Genomic DNA, 18,014 nt, shown 5'->3' with positions numbered 1-18,014 from the left:
AATCTGCGCCAACTTCATGATCAACGGGGTGGGGCGGGTCAACGGGGCAGGGTGGGGCGGGTCAACGGGGCGGGGTGGGGCGGGTCAACGCAGTGGGGCGGGGTGGGCCGGGGAGCGGTCGTGGCGGGTGGGGTCGGCGGTGAGGAGGGTGTCCAGGGGGGCATCTTGGCCGTAGTCGTGGGCGGCGGCGAAGCCGGTGTCGCCGAGCTGGGACCGGATCGCCCGTGCCGTCGCCTCGGTGTCCGGGCGCTCGCAGGCGGGCACCGGGGCACCGATCTCGTCCCGGATCCGGGCCGCCGCGCCGAGCAGCCTGGCCCCCCGACCGGGAGCGCCGTCGAGCCGGGCCACCTCGGCCAACGCCTCCAGCACGCTCGCCGTACGCCACCGGTCACCGACCTGGCGGTGCGCGGCGAGGCTGGTGAGCAGGTGTGCCGCCGCCCGATCCGTACGCCGACCGCGCAGTTCCACCAGCCCGCGCAGGTTGTGCGCCCAGCCCACCCCCTCCGGGAACCCGAGTACGGAGTACCGCCGCAACGCCACGTCGAGCAGGGACGCCGCCCGGTCGGTGTCACCCCGGTACAGCGCCACCGCACCGAGGTTCATCAGCGCCTCCGCCTCCGCCCGTGGCTCGCCGAGCTGCTCGTACCAGCGGCGGCTGACCCAGAGGCGGGAATCCGCCCGGTCCAGGTCACCGGAGAGCCAGGCGGTGAAGCCGCGCAACTGCGCCGTCTGCGCCTCGCCCCACTCGTCGCCGTACTCGGCGAAGGTCGCGGCGGCGGTGGCGAGGTACACAGTGGAGTCGACGTAGCGGGCCTGCTCACGGGCGATCGAGCCGAGCGTCAGCAGGACCCGGGCCACCCCGGCCCGGTTACCCACCTGCCGGTAGCCGCCCAGGGCCGCCTCGGCGTGCTCCGTCGCGGCCGGATAGTCGCAGCTCAGCATGGCAAGCATCGCCGCCGCCGCCCCGGCACCGGCGCGCATCGGCACGGGCGCGTCCGGGTGCCGGACCAGCGCCTCGGCCAGCCAACGATGACCGTCACGGTAGTGCCCGTCCAACCGGCAGTACCGGGCCAACGCGGCGGCGAGGCGCAGTTCGGCGTACGGCGGGGCACCGGCACCGGCCTCGGAGAGCCAACTCATCGCCGCCCGCATGTTCGCCGCCTCGGACCGCAGCCGGCGCAACCACCACTCCTGCTCGGGGCCGCGCAGGTGGGCGTCGGCGTACTCGGCCAGGGCCAGGCAGTGCGCGGCCAACGCCGTACGGGCGGGCGCCTCACCCGCCCCCGCACCGAGCCGGGTCATCGCGTGCCGGCGGATCGGCGCGAGCATCCGGTAACGCGCCGGAAGCGGCGGCTCGTCGGCCGGCGGATCCGGCAGGCTCGGTGGGGTCGGCAGCAGGAGTGCCGAAGCGGTCGCCGGCCCGCCGGCGGGTTCCGGATCGGGCCGCGCCGACCCGGACCAGCGCAACGGTGGCAGGTGGACGGTCGGCGGGGGTGTCGGCGGTGCGACGGCCGACGGCAGCGTGGCCGGCAGCGGTGGCGCGGCCAGTGGTGCCGCCACCACCAGCGACGACTCGACCAGCGCCGCGAGTGCGTCGGGCGCCTGTGGGCCGGCGATCGCGCGGGCGGTCTCGGCGTCGAACCCGCCCGGACAGACCGCGAGCCGCTCGAACAGGGCCCGCGCGCCCGGATCGAGGCGTTCCACACTGGTCTCGACGGCGGCGGCCAGCGTCCGGTGCCGCTCCGGCGCGGTCGGGTCCGGGCTGGCCAGCAGGCGCAGGTCGGTACGGAGCCGGGCGACGATCTCACCGACGCCGAGTACGGAGGTGTGCGCCGCGGCGAGTTCGATCGCCAACGGCAACCCGTCGAGTTCGGCGCAGAGCTGGGCCACCGCGTCGGCGCTCGCCTCCGGCACCGGTCGGCCGGACCGGGACCGGGACCGGTCCAGGAAGAGCCGGGTGGCCGGATGGGTGGCCAGGGACGCGATGGTGTTGCCGGTCGGCTCGGGCGGCAGGGCCAGCGGCGGCACCGCCACCACCGCCTCCGTGTGCAACCGCAGCGGGACCCGGCTGGTGGCCAGCACCAGCAGCCCCGGACAGCGGTGCAGCAGTCGGTCGACCAGTTCCGCCACCCCGGCGACCAGGTGCTCGCAGTTGTCCAGCACCAGCAGCGCCGGGGTCCAGCCGACCTCCTCGGCCAGGGTGTCGGCCACGTCCCGCCCCGGCTCCGCCCGTACGCCGAGCGCGGCGGCGACCGCCTCCGGTACCCGTACCGGGCTCTCCACGGCGGTGAGGTCGACGAACCAGGCGGCGCCGAACCGGCTCGCCGCCGCCACCGCGAGCCGGGTCTTGCCGGCGCCACCGGGACCGGTCAACGTCACCAGGCGCTGCGTGGCCAGCCGTTGGTTGACCACGGCGAGCAGGGCGTCCCGGCCGAGCAACGGGGTCATCGGCACCGGCAGCGGTGCCTGGGACTTGGTCCGGTCGACCAGCCGGGAGACCGGATCGGAGCCGCGTGCCGGGGGCCACCGCTGGGCCAGGTCGCCGCGTTGGGCGGCGGCGGCGAGGGCGCGCAGCCGCTCCCCCGGCTCGACGCCCAACTGCTCCCGGAACGTCTCCCGCGCCCGCTGCTCCACCCGGGCCGCGGATCGCCGGCCGGTGCCGACGGCCGCCGCGACCAGCAGCAACTCCCACAGCCGCACCCGCAGCGGGTGCCGGGCCAGGGCCGCCTCCAGCTCGCCGACCGCCGCGACCGCAGTCCGGGCGGCGGCGAGCCCGTCGATCACCGAGGCCCGGTCCACGGCGGGTTGCCCGGCCGCCGCCTGGGCGGCGAGGGCGAGCCGCAGCGCACACTCCCACCGTTCCTCGATCGCGGCGATCCGACTCTGCACCAGGCGCCCCACCTCACCGGCGACCCAGCCGGACGGGCGGGCCGCGCCGCCGCCGAGCGGTTCGCTGTGCAACGGCACCCGCCACAGCCGCAGCGCGGCGTCGAACAGCGGCAACGCCGTCGCCCACTGCTCGGCCGCCATCCGCCGCCGGGCCCGGGTCAGCAGCCGGGTGAACCGCTGTACGTCGACCCGGCGGGCCGGCAGCCGCAGCAGATAGCCGATCGGGTGGGCGACGACGGAGTTCGGCAGCCCGGCCCGGTCGAGCGCGGACGCGAGTTCGGCGGCCGCACCGTCGAGCGAACGGGTCGCCGGGGTCACCTCGGACGGGAGTACGCCGCGCAGGTCGGCCGCGGCGACCGGCTGGCCGACCCGGAGGGCGAGCAGGCCCAGCATCCGGCGTACCTCGTCGGTGAGCGGCACCGGGCCGTCGGGCCCGATCAGCTCGACCGGCCCGAGCAACCGCACCGCGCGTCGGGCCCGATGTCCCGGCCCCACGGCGGTCTGTCGAACGGGCACACTACCCCGCACCTGGAAGCCCTCGCTTTCAGTCCCGGGTAGTCTGCGCCGTCGGCCGCCCCGGAGGTAATCCCCCCGTCCGGCCCGATCGGACAACGAACCGGGCGTTTCCGCACACCGCTCGGCCGGCGCGACACCAGCCACCGTGCCAGCCCCGATCCTCCGGGGCGGGCCCGCCGGCACCGAGGGTGCCACACGATGCCGGCCCCGAGGTTGCCCCGTCCCGGAAGCCGGGATACCCGCACGACCGGTGAACCGCGCGGGCTAGGCGGGCTAGGCGGGTGGGCGCCAGGCGGCGGCCGCGGTGGCGGCGCTGCCCATCAGGCGGGGGGTGATCGTGCCCAGGGCCGCGTCGCGGGCGCGCAGGGCCAGCCGGCCCCGGCTCTGCAACACCGCCGACATCCGCCGGGTCTGCCGTACGACGGTGACCGCGCGCGGGCGACGTACCCGGCTGTACGACTCGACGGCGGTCCGCAGCGGCTCACCGGGCACCGCGTCCCGAACCGCCCAGCGCAGCGTCGCGGCGTCCTCGAACGCCAGGCAGGCGCCCTGGCCGAGGTGGTGCGGCATCGCGTGCGCGGCGTCACCGAGCAGCACGATCCCGCCCGGCCCGACCGGGTACGCGAACTCCTTCGGCAGCGGGCGCAGCTCGCGTACCTCCTGCTGGACCAGGTCGTCCGGCTCGGTCGCGGCGAGCAGGTCGCCGATCGGCGCCGGCCAGTTGGCGTACCAGCGGCGGAGCAGGGCGAGCTGGGTCTCGGGCGACTCCGGGCGGGACGCCCCGGCGGCGGTCGCCACCCAGTAGATGCCGCCCCGGGTGGAACCGCCGGACGAACCCCGGTCACCGAGGGAGATGGCGACGAACCGGTAACCGGCGCCGAGCGTCTCGCCGTTGACCGGACGGTCGGCGGGCAGCTTCGGCGCCCGGTACCAGGGGATCACCGCCCGCCAGGCGGCCGAGCCGGAACTGACCACGGTCGCCTCCGGGGCGAGCCGGTGCCGGACCGCGCTGTCCACGCCGTCGGCGGCCACCACCAGGTCGGCCTCGAACTCGGTCCGCCCGTCACCGACCGCCGGCCGCTCGCCGGCCGCGTTGCGTACGGTCCGCACCCGCACCCCGGTACGGATGTCGACCCGGTCGCCGAGGCCGGCGATCAGGGCGTCGTGCAGGTCCTCGCGGTGCACCACCACCGGGGCCCGCTCGTCGACCATCGGCCGGGGCTGGACCAGCCAGTGCCCGTCCGGACGGCGTACCCCGACGTCGGGCAGGGCGGTGGCGATCGCGTCCAGCCCGTCACCGAGGCCGAGCGCGCGCAGCGCCCGTACGCCGTTGGGCCAGAGCACCAGTGCGGTGCGCTCGGCCCGCAGCCGGTCACCCCGTTCGAGGAGTGTGACCTGCCAGCCGGAACGGGCCAGGGCACCGGCGACGGCCAGGCCGCCGATCCCGGCGCCCACCACCACGGCCGTACGCATGGCTGCGGTCCCTCCCGCTCAGCTGTTGTCGCGGTCCGCGGTCCCCGGCGGCGCGGCGCCCGCCCGGGCCTGCCCGCTACCACCGGCCGCCCGGTCGTCGTCATCGTCGTGCGGGTTGTCGTCGGTCGCCTCGTCCGCGCCGATCGCGTCGACGTCGTCCGGCTCGTCGTCGCCGAGGTCGTCCAGCAGCCGGTCCGGTCCCCCGGTCGCGCCGATCTCCTCCTCCGGCAGCTCGCCGGTGCGCTGGTAGGTCCGGAACTGCTCCTCGGTGACCACCCGGTACGCCTCGGGCAGCGCGTTCGGGTCCTTCGCCACCGTCCGCCGGGAGAGGTCGACCTGGGAGATGTCGCTGGTCGACCCGGTCGCGCCGTCGGCGTCACCGGACTCGTCGTCGTCGCCGACCGCGGTGGTGGTGGAGCCGGCGTAGATCGGGACCAGGAACTCCTGCGGCCCCCGGACCCGGAGGAAGTAGATCAGCGCGCCGAGGAAGACGACCACGGCGGTCCAGACGTTGAGCCGTACGCCGAGGATCTCGTTGGCCTGGTCGGTACGCATCATCTCGATCCAGAACCGGCCGACGGTGTAACCCATCACGTAGAGGGCGAAGGCCCGGCCCCGGCCGAGCTTGAGCTTGCGGTCGACCAGGTAGACGAACAGGGCGACGCCGATGTTCCAGAGCGCCTCGTAGGCGAAGGTCGGGTGGTAGAGGCCGGGTTCGAGGATCGGGTTGCCGTTCTCGTCGAGCAACGCGTGCCCGGGGTTGCCCGAGTCCATCCGGTGGATCTCCAGGCCCCACGGGAGCGTGGTCCGGCCGCCGAAGAGTTCGTTGTTGAACCAGTTGCCGAGCCGGCCGACCGCCTGGGCCAGCGGCAGGCCGGGGGCGAGCGCGTCGGCGACCACGGTCAGCGGGATGCCGAGCTGCCGGGCGGCCAGCCAGGCGCCGACCGCGCCACCGGCGACCGCACCCCAGATGCCGAGGCCGCCCTCCCAGATGTAGAGGGCCCGGATCGGGTCACCGTCGGCACCGAAGTACGCCTGCGGCGAGGTGATCACGTGGTAGATCCGCGCCCCGACGATGCCGAACGGCACCGCCCAGACCGCGACGTCCAGGATCGCCCACGGGGCGACGCCGCGCTGGCGCAGCCGGTACTCGGTCACCACCGCGGCGACGACGATGCCCAGCACGATGCAGAGCGCGTACGCCCTGATCGGGATCGGTCCGAGCTGCCAGACTGCGGTGCTCGGACTGGGCAGGGCGGCCAGCGGGGACACTGAGGCTAGGGTCACGATTGCACACGGTACCGCCGTACCGGGTCGTCGCGGCACCCCGGGCCGGTTGCCTTCTGCACGGGTGTACCCGGCCGTGCACAGTCGTGCGCGTTTGTCCGTGAACCCGCTCACCTCGGCGCCCCGGTCGGTGATCGGCGCAACGACCGGGGATGGGTACGGCAAACGGCGGGCCCGTACGAGATCGCACGGGCCCGCCGCAGCCGGGTGGTACGCGACCGGCGATGACCGGTTCGTCAAACGTTCAGGACACGTTCGGTACGTGCCGGCGCGTGGGCCGGCGCCCGTTCGGGTCAGCGGACCGGCCGGGGCGTGGCCGGGTGGTTGCCGGCGTTGACCAGTTCGGCCACTGCCTCGCGTGGGCTCTTCTGGGTGACCAGACCCTCGCCGACCAGCACCGCGTCGGCACCGGCCGAGGCGTAGCGGATCAGGTCGTGCGGTCCCCGTACGCCCGACTCGGCGATCTTGACGACGCTGTTCGGCAGGCCGGGGGCGATCCGCTCGAAGACCGACCGGTCGACCTCGAGCGTGCGCAGGTTGCGGGCGTTGACGCCGATCACCTGGGCACCGGCGTCCAGCGCCCGGTCGGCCTCGTCCTCGTCGTGCACCTCGACCAGCGCGGTCATGCCGAGCGACTCGATCCGCTCCAGCAGCCCGACCAGGGCGTTCTGCTCCAGCGCGGCGACGATCAGCAGCACCAGGTCGGCGCCGTGCGCGCGGGCCTCGTGCACCTGGTAGCTGGAGACGACGAAGTCCTTGCGCAGCACCGGGATGTCCACCGCCGCCCGGACCGCGGCGAGGTCGGCCAGCGATCCGCCGAACCAGCGCCCCTCGGTGAGCACGCTGATGCAGCGGGCTCCGCCGCCGGCGTACTCGCCGGCCAGCTCGGCGGGATCGGCGATCTCCGCGAGTTGGCCCTTGGACGGCGAGGAACGCTTGACCTCGGCGATCACCCCGACGCCGGGGCGGCGCAGGGCCGCGTACGCGTCGCGGGGTGGGGGCATGGCGGCGGCCAGCTCCCGAATCCGCTCAAGCGGGATCTCCGCCTGTCGGCGTTCGACGTCCTCGCGTACTCCGGCCAGGATCTCGTCGAGCACACTTACGGGCGCGGCCGAATCGGCGCCGTCCCCCTCCGCGTGCGGATGCTCAGCAGTCACCAACGGACTCCCCTCTCCGGGCGTCATGGGCCGATGCTAGGGGGCGCCGGGGTAGGACCGGAGCCGGGGGGTATGGCGCACCTCACCAGGTGGGCTCGGGCATAATGGCCGACCTCTGGTAAGCGGGCTATCACCCACTGCCACCGGCACCATCGACGGTCATCGGGTAATCGAACCACGCCGGGGCGCCCGGCGCAGCCCGCCGAAGCGTCGCCGGCAGCGCTCCCGTCGGCCACAGTTGACCCGTGGGTCACCGGTTCGAAACACCGCCTCGGCACGATCGGGGTCGGGCAGACTGGTCGCGGGGTGGCCGCGTACTCGTCGAATCGATCATCGTGCGGGGTGGATCATGAGCAACAGCACCGAGCCGGGCTCGACCATCGACCTGACCAGCATCCCGAGGGTGGTCGCGTCCGTCGCGATCGGCGTGGTGCACTCGGTGGAGCGGGCCGTGGTCGGCGACGCGCGGGTGCGTACCGCCCGGGGCAACGCCTGGGCGGCGATCTGCGCCGACCGGGACCGGGCACACCAGCAGGCCGAGATCCGCGCCATGGTGGCCGCGCTCACCGCACCCCGGACCGCCCCGACCGAGTCGACCGCGAGCGGCAGCCGGGGCGCGTCGGTGGTCAGCTGACCGTCGGATCCTCGCCCCGGTCGAGCGCGTCCCAGGCGGCGACGGTCCGGCCGGCGTCGACCCGGACACCACCGGTCGCGGCGGTGCCGGACGTGCCGGGGGCGGTGGCCGGGGCGCCGGGCCGTACCCGCTCGTAGCGGGCGCCCATCGCCGGCCAGGTGTGCCCCCGGCCGGCGGTCAGCACCGCGGCCGCGGCGACCAGCACCGCGCCCAGTGCGCAGAGCACCGGCCAGAGCAGGTTCTTCTCGCCGGAGTCCGGGGCGGTCAGCCCGTACCCGCCACCGGCGGCGATCCCGAGCCCGACCAGCACCAGCAGCCCGCCGACCAGGCGTCGGCCGAGCCCCCTGGTGGCCAGCAGTGCGCCGGCCGAGGCCAGGCCGACCAGGGCCAGCGCCGGCAGCCAGGGCAGCAGCGCTCCGCCGGTGTGCGGCTCGCGCAGTGCCGACAGCGGCTCCGGCCGGGTGGTGATCTCGACCGACCAGGTCCGGGTCGCCGCGTAGAGCGCCAGGCCCGCCCCGGCCAGACAGAGCAGCACCGCGTACGTCAGCTGCCGACGCCCCGGATGTGCCGGCCGGGTCGGCTCGGGCTGCTCGCTCACCGGGCCGGCCGCAGGGTCTCGGCGGCCGCGATGGCGGCCAGTACGGCGGCCGCCTTGTTCCGGGTCTCCCGATCCTCGGACGCCGGGTCGGAGTCGGCGACGATCCCCGCCCCGGCCTGCACGTAGGCCCGACCGTCGCGGATCAGGGCGGTCCGGATGGCGATCGCCATGTCCATGTCGCCGCCGAAGCCGAAGTAGCCGACGGTGCCGCCGTAGAGCCCGCGCCGGGTCGGTTCCAGCTCCTCGATGATCTCCATGGCGCGTACCTTCGGTGCGCCGGAGAGGGTGCCGGCGGGGAAGGTCGCGGCGAGCGCGTCGAACGCCGTCCGGTCGGCCCGCAGCGTGCCGACCACGGTCGAGACGATGTGCATGACGTGGCTGTACCGCTCGATGGTGGCGAACTCGGGCACCTCCACGGTGCCCGGCCGGCAGACCCGGCCGAGGTCGTTGCGGCCCAGGTCGACCAGCATCACGTGCTCGGCGCGCTCCTTCGGGTCGGCGAGCAGCTCGGCGCCGAGCCGGTTGTCCTCCTCCGGTGTGCCGCCGCGCGGCCGGGTCCCGGCGATCGGGTGCAGCATCGCCCGGCGGGCCCCGCCCTCGGCGGCGGTCACCTTCAGGTGCGCCTCGGGCGACGAGCCGACGATGTCGAACCCGTCGAAGCGCAGCAGGTACATGTACGGGCTCGGGTTGGTGGTCCGCAGCACCCGGTACACGTCGAGCGGATCGGCCTCGGTGTCGCGTTCGAACCGCTGGCTGAGCACGATCTGGAAGCACTCGCCGGCCCGGATCGCCTCCTTGGCCACCTCCACCGCCTTCGGGTACCCCCCGTCCGGCGTGTTGCAGAGCACCTCGCCGGCCGGCGGGCTGCCCAGGGTCGAGATCATCGGCGGGATCGGTCGGGAGAGCGCGGTGGTCATCGCGTCGAGCCGACCGACCGCCTGGTGGTACGCGGCCAGCACCCGCCCGGCCCGGTCCGGCTCGTCCGGTGCCGGCAGCACCGCGTTGGCGACCAGGATCGCCGAGCCGTCGAAGTGGTCCAGCACCACCAGGTCGGTGGCGAGCATCATGCCCAGCTCGGGCAGGCCGAGGTCGTCGCGGGTCAGCGACGGCAGCCGCTCCAGCCGGCGGACGAAGTCGTAGCCGAGGTAGCCGACCATGCCCCCGGTCAGCGGCGGTAGCCCGGCCACCGGGTCGCCGCCGGGGCCGGCCAGGGCGGCGACGGTCTCCCGCAGCGCCGCCACCGGGTCACCGGAGGTCGGTACGCCCGCCGGCGGCTGGCCCAGCCAGTGCGCCTCGCCGTCCCGCTCGACCAGGGTGGCGCTGCTGCGTACGCCGATGAACGAGTACCGCGACCAGGCCACCCCGCCCGGTCCGGCGCCCTGCTCGGCGGACTCCAGCAGGAAGGTCCCCGGTCCGCCGGCCAGCTTCCGGTAGACCCCGACCGGGGTCTCCCCGTCGGCGAGCAGACGCCGGGTCACCGGCACCACCCGTCGACCGGCGGCCAGTTCCCGGAAGGTCGCCTCGTCCGGGCTGACCTCGCCGCTGGTCTGGCTCATGCCCGCTCCCCCTGGGTGTCGATTCGGCCGGTGACCGGGAGGTCGTCGGCGAAGCAGGTCCGGTTGCCGGTGTGGCAGGCGGGGCCGACCTGGTCGACGCTGACCAGCAGGGCGTCGCCGTCGCAGTCCAGCGCGACCGAGCGGACGTACTGGTGGTGGCCGGAGGTGGCGCCCTTGACCCAGTACTCGCGGCGGCTGCGCGACCAGTAGGTGGCCCGGCCGGTGGTGAGGGTCCGGTGCAGCGCCTCGTCGTCCATCCAGGCGACCATCAGTACCTCGCCCGAGTCGTGCTGGCGGACCACGGCCGCGACCAGGCCGTCGGCGCCACGGCGCAGGCGTACGGCGATCGCCGGGTCGAGCCCGGAGGCGGGGCCGCTCGGGCCGGGGGACGGGGCGGTCGGGGTGACGGGCGGGGTGGCCGGTGGAGCGGCCACCGGCAGGTCGGGTACGGGCACCAACCGATTGTTCCGCACCGGGGGCGGAGGTCGTCCACCCGTACCGCCCCGGCGCGGTGTGGGACGGGACTCAGCGGGCCCGTTCGAGTTGGCCGTACACCTCGATCTTGAAGTTGAGTACGGCGAGGTCCTGCTCCAGCTCCGCCATCCGGGCCAGCACCCGGTCCCGGTGGGCCTCGAACAGTTCGCGTCGGGCGCCGAGCGTCTGGTCGCCCTGCCGGGCCAGGTCGGCGTAGCGGCGCATGTCGCGTACGGGCATGCCGGTGCGGCGCAACCGGGTGAGCAGCATCAGCCACTCGACGTCGGTGACGGTGTAGCGCCGCCGTCCGGCGGTGTCCCGCCCGACCGGCGAGACCAGCCCCTCCTGCTCGTACCAGCGCAGCGTGTACGCGGTCAGACCGACCCGGTCGGCGGCCTCGCTGACGGTGAGTGTCGTCTCGTCCAGGCGGGTGTCCATCGATCCAGATTGCCAGTTCGAGTGCGCTCGAAGTCAAGGGCTGGCCCGACAGCGGCTGCTGTGGCCCGGCGTCGGGAACCGGACGCGGTGGCGATTGTCGGGCGGCAAGATTTCAACTAGCGTTGAGTTCACCAAGCGTTGAATTTATCCGAGGAGGCACCATGGAACCCGCGATCGAGGTCCACGACCTCGTCGTCGAGCGCGGCAGACGGCGGGTGCTGCACGGGCTGACCTGCGCCCTGCCGAAGGGCAGCGTCACCGGGCTGCTCGGCCCGAGCGGCAGCGGCAAGACCACCCTGCTGCGGGCCGTGGTCGGCGTGCAGCTCGTCACCTCCGGCACGGTCACCGTGCTCGGCGAGCCGGCCGGCACCGCCGCGCTGCGCCGCCGGGTCGGCTACGTGACCCAGGCGCCCAGCGTCTACACCGACCTGACCGTCCGGGAGAACGCCCGCTACTTCGCCGCCCTGCAAGGGTGCTCCGCCGCCGACGCCGACCGGGCGGTCGCCGACGTCGGCCTCGCCAGCGCCGCGACCCAACTGGTCGGCTCGCTCTCCGGCGGCCAGCGCAGCCGGGCGTCGCTGGCCTGCGCCATCGTCGGCCGACCCGACCTGGTCATCCTCGACGAGCCCACGGTCGGTCAGGACCCGGTGCTGCGGGCCGAGCTGTGGGACCGGTTCCACGCCATGGCCGCCGACGGCACCACCCTGGTCGTCTCCAGCCACGTGATGGACGAGGCGGCCCGCTGCGACCGGCTGCTGCTGATCCGCGAGGGCCGGCTGATCGCCGACGACACCCCCGACGCCGTACGGGCCAGCGCCGGCACCGACGACCTGGAGGAGGCGTTCCTCCGGCTGATCAGGCGTACCGAGGCGGACCGCTCCCCGGCTGCCCCACGAGAGACGGTGACCCGATGAACCCGAGACTGCTGACCGCCACCACCGGCCGGATCCTGCGTCAGCTGCGACACGACCGGCGTACGGTCGCGCTGCTGGTCGTCGTACCGACGGTGCTGCTCACCCTGCTCTACTTCATGTACGCCGAGCAGCCGAGCGTGCCGGGTCGGCCGAGCACCTTCGACCGGATCGCACTGGTCATGCTCGGCGTCTTCCCGTTCGTGATCATGTTCCTGGTGACCAGCATCGCGATGCTGCGCGAACGCACCTCCGGCACGCTGGAACGGCTGCTCACCACCCCGCTGGGCAAACTCGACCTGCTCTTCGGCTACGGCATCGCGTTCGGCCTGGCGGCGGCGGTGCAGGCGAGCGTCGCCGCCGGGGCGGCGTACTGGCTGTTGGATCTGGACACCGCGGGTGCGCCCGGTCTGGTCATCCTGATCGCGGTGGTGAACGCGGTGCTGGGGGTCGCCCTCGGGCTGCTCTGCAGCGCCTTCGCGCAGACCGAGTTCCAGGCCGTACAGTTCATGCCGGTCGTGGTGCTGCCCCAGCTCCTGCTCTGCGGCCTGTTCGTGGCCCGCGAGCAGATGTCCGGCTGGCTACAGGCGATCAGCGACGCCCTGCCGCTGTCGTACGCGGTCGAGGCGCTGCAACAGGTCGGCGCCCACACCGAGGCGACCGGCACGATGTGGCGCGACCTGGCGGTGGTCGTCGGCGCGGTGCTGGTGGCCCTGGTCCTCGCCGCCGCCACCCTGCGGCGCCGGACCGGCTGAGCACCGGGACGGCTGAGCACCGGGGCGGACGGCGAAGGTCACGGTGGGCGGGCGCCACAGTGGACCGTGGCGGGAACGACGAAGGACGGCGATGGCACGACGAACCGGACGGCGGCCGGGCAACCCCGACACCCGCGAGGCGATCCTCGGCGCGGCCCGGGACACGTTCGCCGAGCGCGGCTTCGACGGCGCGTCGATCCGGACGATAGCGGCCGGCGCCGGGGTGGACCCGGCGCTGGTCCACCACTACTTCGGCACCAAGAACGACCTCTTCCTGGCCGTGATGAAGGTGCCGTTCAACCCGGCAGAGCTGCTGCCGCAGATCGTGGCCGGCGGGGCGGACGGAATCGGCGAGCGGCTGGTCTCGACGTTCCTGCGGATCTGGGACTCGCCCGCCGGCGCCGCCGGTGTGGCCCTGCTCCGCTCGGTGATCAGCAACGAGTGGACGGCCCGGTTGATGCGCGACTTCGTGGTCACCCAGGTACTGCGGCGGGTGCTCGCCGGGCTGGACCTGCCGCCGACCGAGGCACCGCTGCGCACCTCCCTGGTCGCCTCCCAGCTGGTCGGGCTGGCCGTGGCCCGCTACGTGCTGCGGATCGACCCGCTGGCCGACGCACCGGCCGAGGTCGCGGTGGCGGCGATCGCGCCGACCGTGCAGCATTACCTGACCGGTGAGCTGGCCGGGGTGTTCGAGCCCACGGCCGGACCCGCGAGCTGACCGGGGCGTTCGCACCCGCGATCCGCGCTCACGGCCGGACCGGGCGGAACGGCCCGGCCACCACCGCAACGGCCACTACGGCCGCTACGGCGCCGTCGGCTCACCCCGGCTGAGCTCGCCCCGGCCGAGTTCGCCACGGCCGAGCTCACCCCGGCTGAGTTCGCCACGGCCGAGCTCGCCACCGAGTTCGCCACGGCCGAGTTCAGCCTTGGTGGCGTCGGCGCGGTCGAGGTCGGCCGGGGTGTATTCGGTCGGGGTGCACTCGGTCAGGCCGGGGCGTGGGTGTCGGGCCGGCCAGAGGACCGGGTGCAGAAGGTGGACCAGGTCGGCGTGGTCGCGTACCGGGCGGGGGAAGGCGAGCCGGGCGCGGTAGCGGGAACCGGGCTCGCCGAGCAGCACCACGAAGCCGTACCGGTCCAGCCGGACCACTCGCGGCGGCGGCCCGGACCCGTGCCGGGCGGCGGGCTCGCCGAGCTGCCGCAGGACGAAGTCGGTGATCTCCGACTGGTGGTGGTCGGCGAGGTCGGCCAGCAGTTCCCGTTCCAGGTGGTGCAGCGGATCCGGTTCCGCGTCGCTGTACTCGCCCGGGTCGACGTGGATCGTCTCGGTGTCCCGCTCCAGCCTGATCTCGGCCGGCTCGAACCGGTAGAGGACGAACCGGGTGCCGACGTCGAGCAGGTCACCGGTGGGGTCGACGTCGGCGTAGTCCAGGGCCGCCTGCCGGGCCTGCGCGCCGTCGAGCACTGCGGCCCAGCCCGAGATCCAGACCCGGCCCAGCGGCGGCGCACCAGCAGCGGGCGGCAGGTCGCGAATGTCGAGCACCAGCGCGGTGTCGTCGGTGCCGGGCACCGGGCGCAGGGCGAGGGCCAGGTCGTCGACGACCGGGACCAGCAGCAGGATCCGGCCGAGCGGGTCGGTGACGTGCCGGGTGTGGTGCGGCCCCGGATGGTTGGCGACGTACGCGGTGCCGGCGAGCCGGCCGGCGGCCATTGTGCGGGCGACCTCGGCGGGACTGGGCTGCATGACCGTACCTCCGGCGAGTGAATTAGGGTGGGCTAAGTTAGGGCAGGCTAACCTACTAACCCGGGAGACGTCCACGTGAACCAGGCAAGACCCAAGGTCCGAATTTCCCGCGCCCTCGGCATCCCGCTCACCGCGAAGTGCGTGAAGTACTTCGAGCGCCGGCCCTACCCGCCCGGCGTACACGGCCGGTCGCGCCGCAAGACCTCGGACTACCAGGTACGACTGCTGGAGAAGCAGCGCCTGCGGCACCAGTACAACGTCAGCGAGACGCAGCTGCGGCGGGCCTTCGACGACGCCGTACGACTCGACGGCAAGACCGGCGAGAACCTGGTGACGCTGCTGGAACGACGCCTCGACGCGGTGGTGCACCGGGCCGGCCTGGCCCGCACCGTCTACCAGGCCCGGCAACTCGTCGCGCACGGGCACTTCGCCGTCGACGGGGTCAAGGTCGACCGCCCGTCCTACCGGCTGCGCCCCGGCCAGACCATCCGGGTACGCGAGCGCAGCCTGCACAAGCCGCCGTTCCAACTCGCCGCCACCGGCGCGCAGTCCGGCTCCGGACCGACCGCTCCGTACCTGTCGACCAGCCTCACCGACCTCACGGTCACCCTGATCCGCCCGCCGCTGCGCCGCGAGATCCCGGTCATCTGCGACGAGCAACTGGTCGTCGAGTTCTACTCCCGCTGACCCCCCGCCCCGCCCCTCCCATCCCGCCCCCACGCATCCCGCACCATCGATCTAGGGCATATGGTGGCGTGCAGAGATCAACTCACCACCATATGCCCTAGATCAACACTGTTTCGGGCGGCGGGCGGCGGGTGGCGGGTGGCGGGTGGCGGGTGGCGGGTCAGCGGGTTTGTTCTAGCCAGGAGGCGTAGAGGAGGGCGTAGGTGGAGGTGGGGTCGAGGATCAGGTCGTCGTGGGGGCCGCGTTGGACGATCCGGCCCCGGTCGACCACGATCACCTCGTCCGCCGCCTGGGCGGTGGAGAGGCGGTGGGCGATCGCCACGGTGGTCCGGCCCCGGGTCACCGCGTCCAGGGTGCGTTGCAGGCGTACCTCGGTCGCCGGGTCCACCGCGCTGGTCGCCTCGTCCAGCACCAGCAGGTCCGGGTCGGCCACGTACGCCCGAGCCAGCGCCACCAGCTGCCGCTCCCCCACGCTCAGCGCCTCGCCGCGCTCGCCGACCCGGGTGTGCAGCCCGTCCGGCAGCCCGTCGACCCAGTCGGTGAGGCCGAGTTCGGCGAAGGTGGCCGCCAGCTCCGCGTCCGAGCAGCCCGGACGGCCGAAGCGGACGTTCTCCGCCACGGTGGAGTCGAACAGGAAGCCGTCCTGCGGCACCATCACCACCCGGCTGCGCAGCGACGAGAACCGCACCCGGTCCAGCGGGGCGCCGGAGAGCAGCACCGTACCGGTGGTCGGGTCCATCAGGCGGGTGAGCAGCTTGGCGAAGGTGGTCTTGCCGCTGCCGGTCTCGCCCACCACGGCGACCCGGCTCTTCGCCGGGATGTCCACGGTGATGTCGGAGAGCACCGGCGGGCCGCCCGGATAGGCGAAGCCGATCTGCGCGAACCGTACCTCGATCGGCCCCTGGGGCAGGTCGACGCCCTGCTCACCGGGGTCGGCCACGTCCGGGGCCAGGTCGAGTACGTCGAGCACCCGGCGCCAGCCGGCGACCGCGTTCTGCGCCTCGTTGAGCACCTCGGTGGCGATCTGCACCGGCTGGATGAAGAGCGTGACGAGGAACAGGAACGCGGTGAGCTGGCCGATGCTGAGCGTCCCGTCGACGCCCAGCTTGACCCCGAGCACGACCACCGCGGCCAACGCCAGCCCGGCCGAGATCTCGCCGGTGGAGAAGCTGACGACGCTGGTCCGGATCGCCTTCTGCTGGGCGGTGCGCTGCCCGGCGATGGCCTCGTCGATCCGCTTGGCGGTGCGGCCGGAGACGCCGTACGCGCGGATCACCGACGCGCCGACGACGCTCTCCGCGATCGCGCCGAGCAGGGTGCCCATCCGCTCCCGGACCACCCCGAAGACCTGCGCCAGTCGCTTCTGGAAGGCCCGGATGACCAGCACGGCGGGGATGAACGCGGCGAACACCACCAGCGTCAACTGCCACGAGTAGACCGCCATCACGATCGCGGTCACGATCACCTGGCCGACGCTGACCAGCAGGATCACGCCGCCCCACTGGAGGAACTGGGTGATCTGGTCGACGTCGCTGGTGACCCGGGAGACCAGCGAGCCGCGCCGTTCCGACTGCTGGTGCAGCATCGACAGGTCGTGCACGTGCCGGAACGCGCGGGTGCGTACGCCGGCCAGGGCCGTCTCGCTCACCGTGAACAGCCGGCGCATCATCAGGTAACCGCAGACCGTGGTCAGCGCCAGCACCACGGCGGTCACCGCCACCACCACGCCGACCACGCCGAGGTCCGGGCCGCCGGGCGCGCGCAGGCCCCGGTCGATGCCCTGCTGGATCGCGACCGGTACGGCAGCCCGGCCGATCATCGACACCAGGGCGAAGGCGAGCGTGCCGGCGAGACCGGTACGCAGCTCGGGTGAGAGCGCCAGGCCGCGGCGCAACGTACGCCAGGTGCCCTCGGTCCGTTCGGTGGCGCCGATGGCGCCGGTGGCGGTCGCCGTGTCGGTGCTCATGCCACCACCTCGTTGACGTCGTCGTCGGCGGTACGCACACCGGCACCGGCCGGCGGATCGGGGTCGAGCGGTTCGTCCACGTACGCCTTCTCCCGCTCCCGTTCGGCCTCGGCCTTCTCGTAGGCGGTGACCAGGTCGGCGTAGCCGGGCACGGTCGCCAGCAGTTCGGGGTGGGTGCCCCGGGCCAGGACCCGGCCCTGTTCCACGTAGATGACCTCGTCGGCCAGGGCGATGGTGGCCCGCCGGTACGCCACCACCAGGATCGAGGCGGCCGGGCCGGTGGCCCCGTCGGCACCGGTCGGCGGCCCGCCCCGGCTGAGCGCGGCCAGGATGGCGGCCTCGACCCGGGGGTCGACCGCGCTGGTGGCGTCGTCGAGGACCAGCAGGCGCGGGCGGCCGGCGAGCGCGCGGGCCAGGGTGAGCCGCTGGCGTTGCCCGCCGGAGAGCGAGGTGCCGCGTTCGCCGACCCTGGTGTCCAGCCCGTCGGGCAGCGCGGAGACGAACCCGTCCGCCTCGGCCAGCCGCAGTGCCGCCCAGACGTCCTCGTCCTCGATGCCGGGCCGGTCGAGGGTGATGTTGGCCCGGACCGTGTCGTCGAAGACGAACGGCACCTGCGCCACCAGGGCGACGGTGTCGGTGAGCGAGGCCGAGGTCAGGTCCCGTACGTCGACGTCGTCCAGGGCGACCGTCCCGGACTGCGGGTCGACCAGCCGTACGGCCAGCGACACGATCGTCGACTTGCCCGACCCGGTCGGTCCGACCAGGGCGACGGTGCGACCGGGCGGGACGGTGAACGAGACGTCGTGCAGCACCGGGATCCGGGCCGAGCGCACCTGCTCCGGCGGGAGCACACCGGTGGCCGGGGCGGGGTCGGTCGGGGCGGTGGCGCGGGCCGGGTCGGTCGGGCCGCCCGGATCGGCGGCACCGGTCGG

At 74.1% G+C, this 18,014-nt stretch carries 14 protein-coding genes and 2 pseudogenes; 5 read left to right on the top strand and 11 right to left on the bottom strand.

The window, feature by feature from the left end; genetic code table 11:
* Positions 1 to 84: 84 nt before the first annotated feature.
* The 4 genes from ACZ6QQ_RS03175 to trpC form a co-directional block, all read right to left on the bottom strand.
* A complete protein-coding gene (locus ACZ6QQ_RS03175; RefSeq protein WP_465873901.1) occupies positions 85 to 3,405 on the bottom strand; it encodes an AfsR/SARP family transcriptional regulator in 3,321 nt (1,106 codons plus the stop codon).
* Between the two features lie 273 nt (positions 3,406 to 3,678).
* Positions 3,679 to 4,878 (bottom strand): FAD-dependent oxidoreductase, encoded by a 1,200-nt coding sequence (locus ACZ6QQ_RS03170; RefSeq protein ID WP_465873899.1) that lies wholly within the window; start codon positions 4,876 to 4,878, stop codon positions 3,679 to 3,681.
* A gap of 18 nt (positions 4,879 to 4,896) precedes the next feature.
* The gene (gene lgt, locus ACZ6QQ_RS03165; RefSeq protein WP_465873897.1) at positions 4,897 to 6,165 is read right to left on the bottom strand and encodes a prolipoprotein diacylglyceryl transferase; all 1,269 of its coding nucleotides are present in this window, start codon (positions 6,163 to 6,165) and stop codon (positions 4,897 to 4,899) included.
* Between the two features lie 293 nt (positions 6,166 to 6,458).
* The gene (gene trpC, locus ACZ6QQ_RS03160) at positions 6,459 to 7,262 is read right to left on the bottom strand and encodes an indole-3-glycerol phosphate synthase TrpC (RefSeq protein WP_465874505.1); all 804 of its coding nucleotides are present in this window, start codon (positions 7,260 to 7,262) and stop codon (positions 6,459 to 6,461) included.
* 409 nt (positions 7,263 to 7,671) lie between these two features.
* Between trpC and ACZ6QQ_RS03155 the strand changes: the two genes are divergently transcribed.
* Positions 7,672 to 7,956 (top strand): hypothetical protein, encoded by a 285-nt coding sequence (locus ACZ6QQ_RS03155; protein ID WP_465873895.1) that lies wholly within the window; start codon positions 7,672 to 7,674, stop codon positions 7,954 to 7,956.
* Here ACZ6QQ_RS03155 and ACZ6QQ_RS03150 read toward each other — a convergent pair.
* From ACZ6QQ_RS03150 to ACZ6QQ_RS03135, 4 genes are all read right to left on the bottom strand, one after another.
* Positions 7,949 to 8,554 (bottom strand): Trp biosynthesis-associated membrane protein, encoded by a 606-nt coding sequence (locus ACZ6QQ_RS03150; RefSeq protein ID WP_465873894.1) that lies wholly within the window; start codon positions 8,552 to 8,554, stop codon positions 7,949 to 7,951. The genes ACZ6QQ_RS03155 and ACZ6QQ_RS03150 overlap by 8 nt on opposite strands.
* Positions 8,551 to 10,110 carry an anthranilate synthase component I gene (locus ACZ6QQ_RS03145; RefSeq protein WP_465873893.1) on the bottom strand — a complete coding sequence of 520 codons (1,560 nt, stop codon included), beginning with the start codon at positions 10,108 to 10,110 and terminating at the stop codon, positions 8,551 to 8,553. The genes ACZ6QQ_RS03150 and ACZ6QQ_RS03145 overlap by 4 nt, the downstream gene beginning before the upstream one ends.
* Positions 10,107 to 10,565, bottom strand: coding sequence for a phosphoribosyl-AMP cyclohydrolase (gene hisI / locus ACZ6QQ_RS03140; RefSeq protein WP_465873891.1), 459 nt, complete (start codon positions 10,563 to 10,565; stop codon positions 10,107 to 10,109). Before hisI ends, ACZ6QQ_RS03145 begins: the two co-directional genes overlap by 4 nt.
* 70 nt (positions 10,566 to 10,635) lie before the next feature.
* Complete coding sequence (locus tag ACZ6QQ_RS03135) at positions 10,636 to 11,022, bottom strand: MerR family transcriptional regulator (protein WP_465873890.1); 387 nt, start codon at positions 11,020 to 11,022, stop codon at positions 10,636 to 10,638.
* Between the two features lie 161 nt (positions 11,023 to 11,183).
* Between ACZ6QQ_RS03135 and ACZ6QQ_RS03130 the strand changes: the two genes are divergently transcribed.
* The 3 genes from ACZ6QQ_RS03130 to ACZ6QQ_RS03120 all read left to right on the top strand — a co-directional run bounded on the left by ACZ6QQ_RS03130 (position 11,184) and on the right by ACZ6QQ_RS03120 (position 13,406).
* Positions 11,184 to 11,936 carry an ABC transporter ATP-binding protein gene (locus ACZ6QQ_RS03130; RefSeq protein ID WP_465873889.1) on the top strand — a complete coding sequence of 251 codons (753 nt, stop codon included), beginning with the start codon at positions 11,184 to 11,186 and terminating at the stop codon, positions 11,934 to 11,936.
* Positions 11,933 to 12,688, top strand: a complete 756-nt coding sequence (locus ACZ6QQ_RS03125) for an ABC transporter permease (RefSeq protein ID WP_465873887.1) — start codon at positions 11,933 to 11,935, stop codon at positions 12,686 to 12,688. The genes ACZ6QQ_RS03130 and ACZ6QQ_RS03125 overlap by 4 nt, the downstream gene beginning before the upstream one ends.
* A 91-nt stretch (positions 12,689 to 12,779) precedes the next feature.
* Positions 12,780 to 13,406, top strand: a complete 627-nt coding sequence (locus tag ACZ6QQ_RS03120; RefSeq protein WP_465873885.1) for a TetR/AcrR family transcriptional regulator — start codon at positions 12,780 to 12,782, stop codon at positions 13,404 to 13,406.
* Between the two features lie 291 nt (positions 13,407 to 13,697).
* Here the strand turns inward: ACZ6QQ_RS03120 and ACZ6QQ_RS03115 are convergent.
* Positions 13,698 to 14,429 (bottom strand): annotated as a pseudogene (locus tag ACZ6QQ_RS03115) (DUF2470 domain-containing protein); the annotation flags it as partial.
* Between the two features lie 75 nt (positions 14,430 to 14,504).
* On the opposite strand from ACZ6QQ_RS03115, the gene rpsD reads away from it, so the two are divergent.
* Positions 14,505 to 15,116, top strand: coding sequence for a 30S ribosomal protein S4 (gene rpsD, locus ACZ6QQ_RS03110; RefSeq protein WP_465873884.1), 612 nt, complete (start codon positions 14,505 to 14,507; stop codon positions 15,114 to 15,116).
* Positions 15,117 to 15,276: 160 nt separating this feature from the next.
* Here the strand turns inward: rpsD and ACZ6QQ_RS03105 are convergent, their stop codons facing one another.
* On the bottom strand, positions 15,277 to 17,082 hold the full coding sequence (locus ACZ6QQ_RS03105) for an ABC transporter ATP-binding protein (RefSeq protein ID WP_465873883.1): 1,806 nt from the start codon (positions 17,080 to 17,082) through the stop codon (positions 15,277 to 15,279).
* Positions 17,079 to 17,900, bottom strand: a pseudogene (locus ACZ6QQ_RS03100) (ABC transporter ATP-binding protein); the annotation flags it as partial. The pseudogene ACZ6QQ_RS03100 and the gene ACZ6QQ_RS03105, both read right to left, overlap by 4 nt.
* Positions 17,901 to 18,014 lie beyond the last annotated feature (114 nt).

This window comes from Micromonospora sp. NPDC049529 (genome assembly GCF_055586685.1).
Note: the sequence above shows the minus strand (reverse complement) of the source record. Positions and strands in the feature narration are given on the sequence as shown.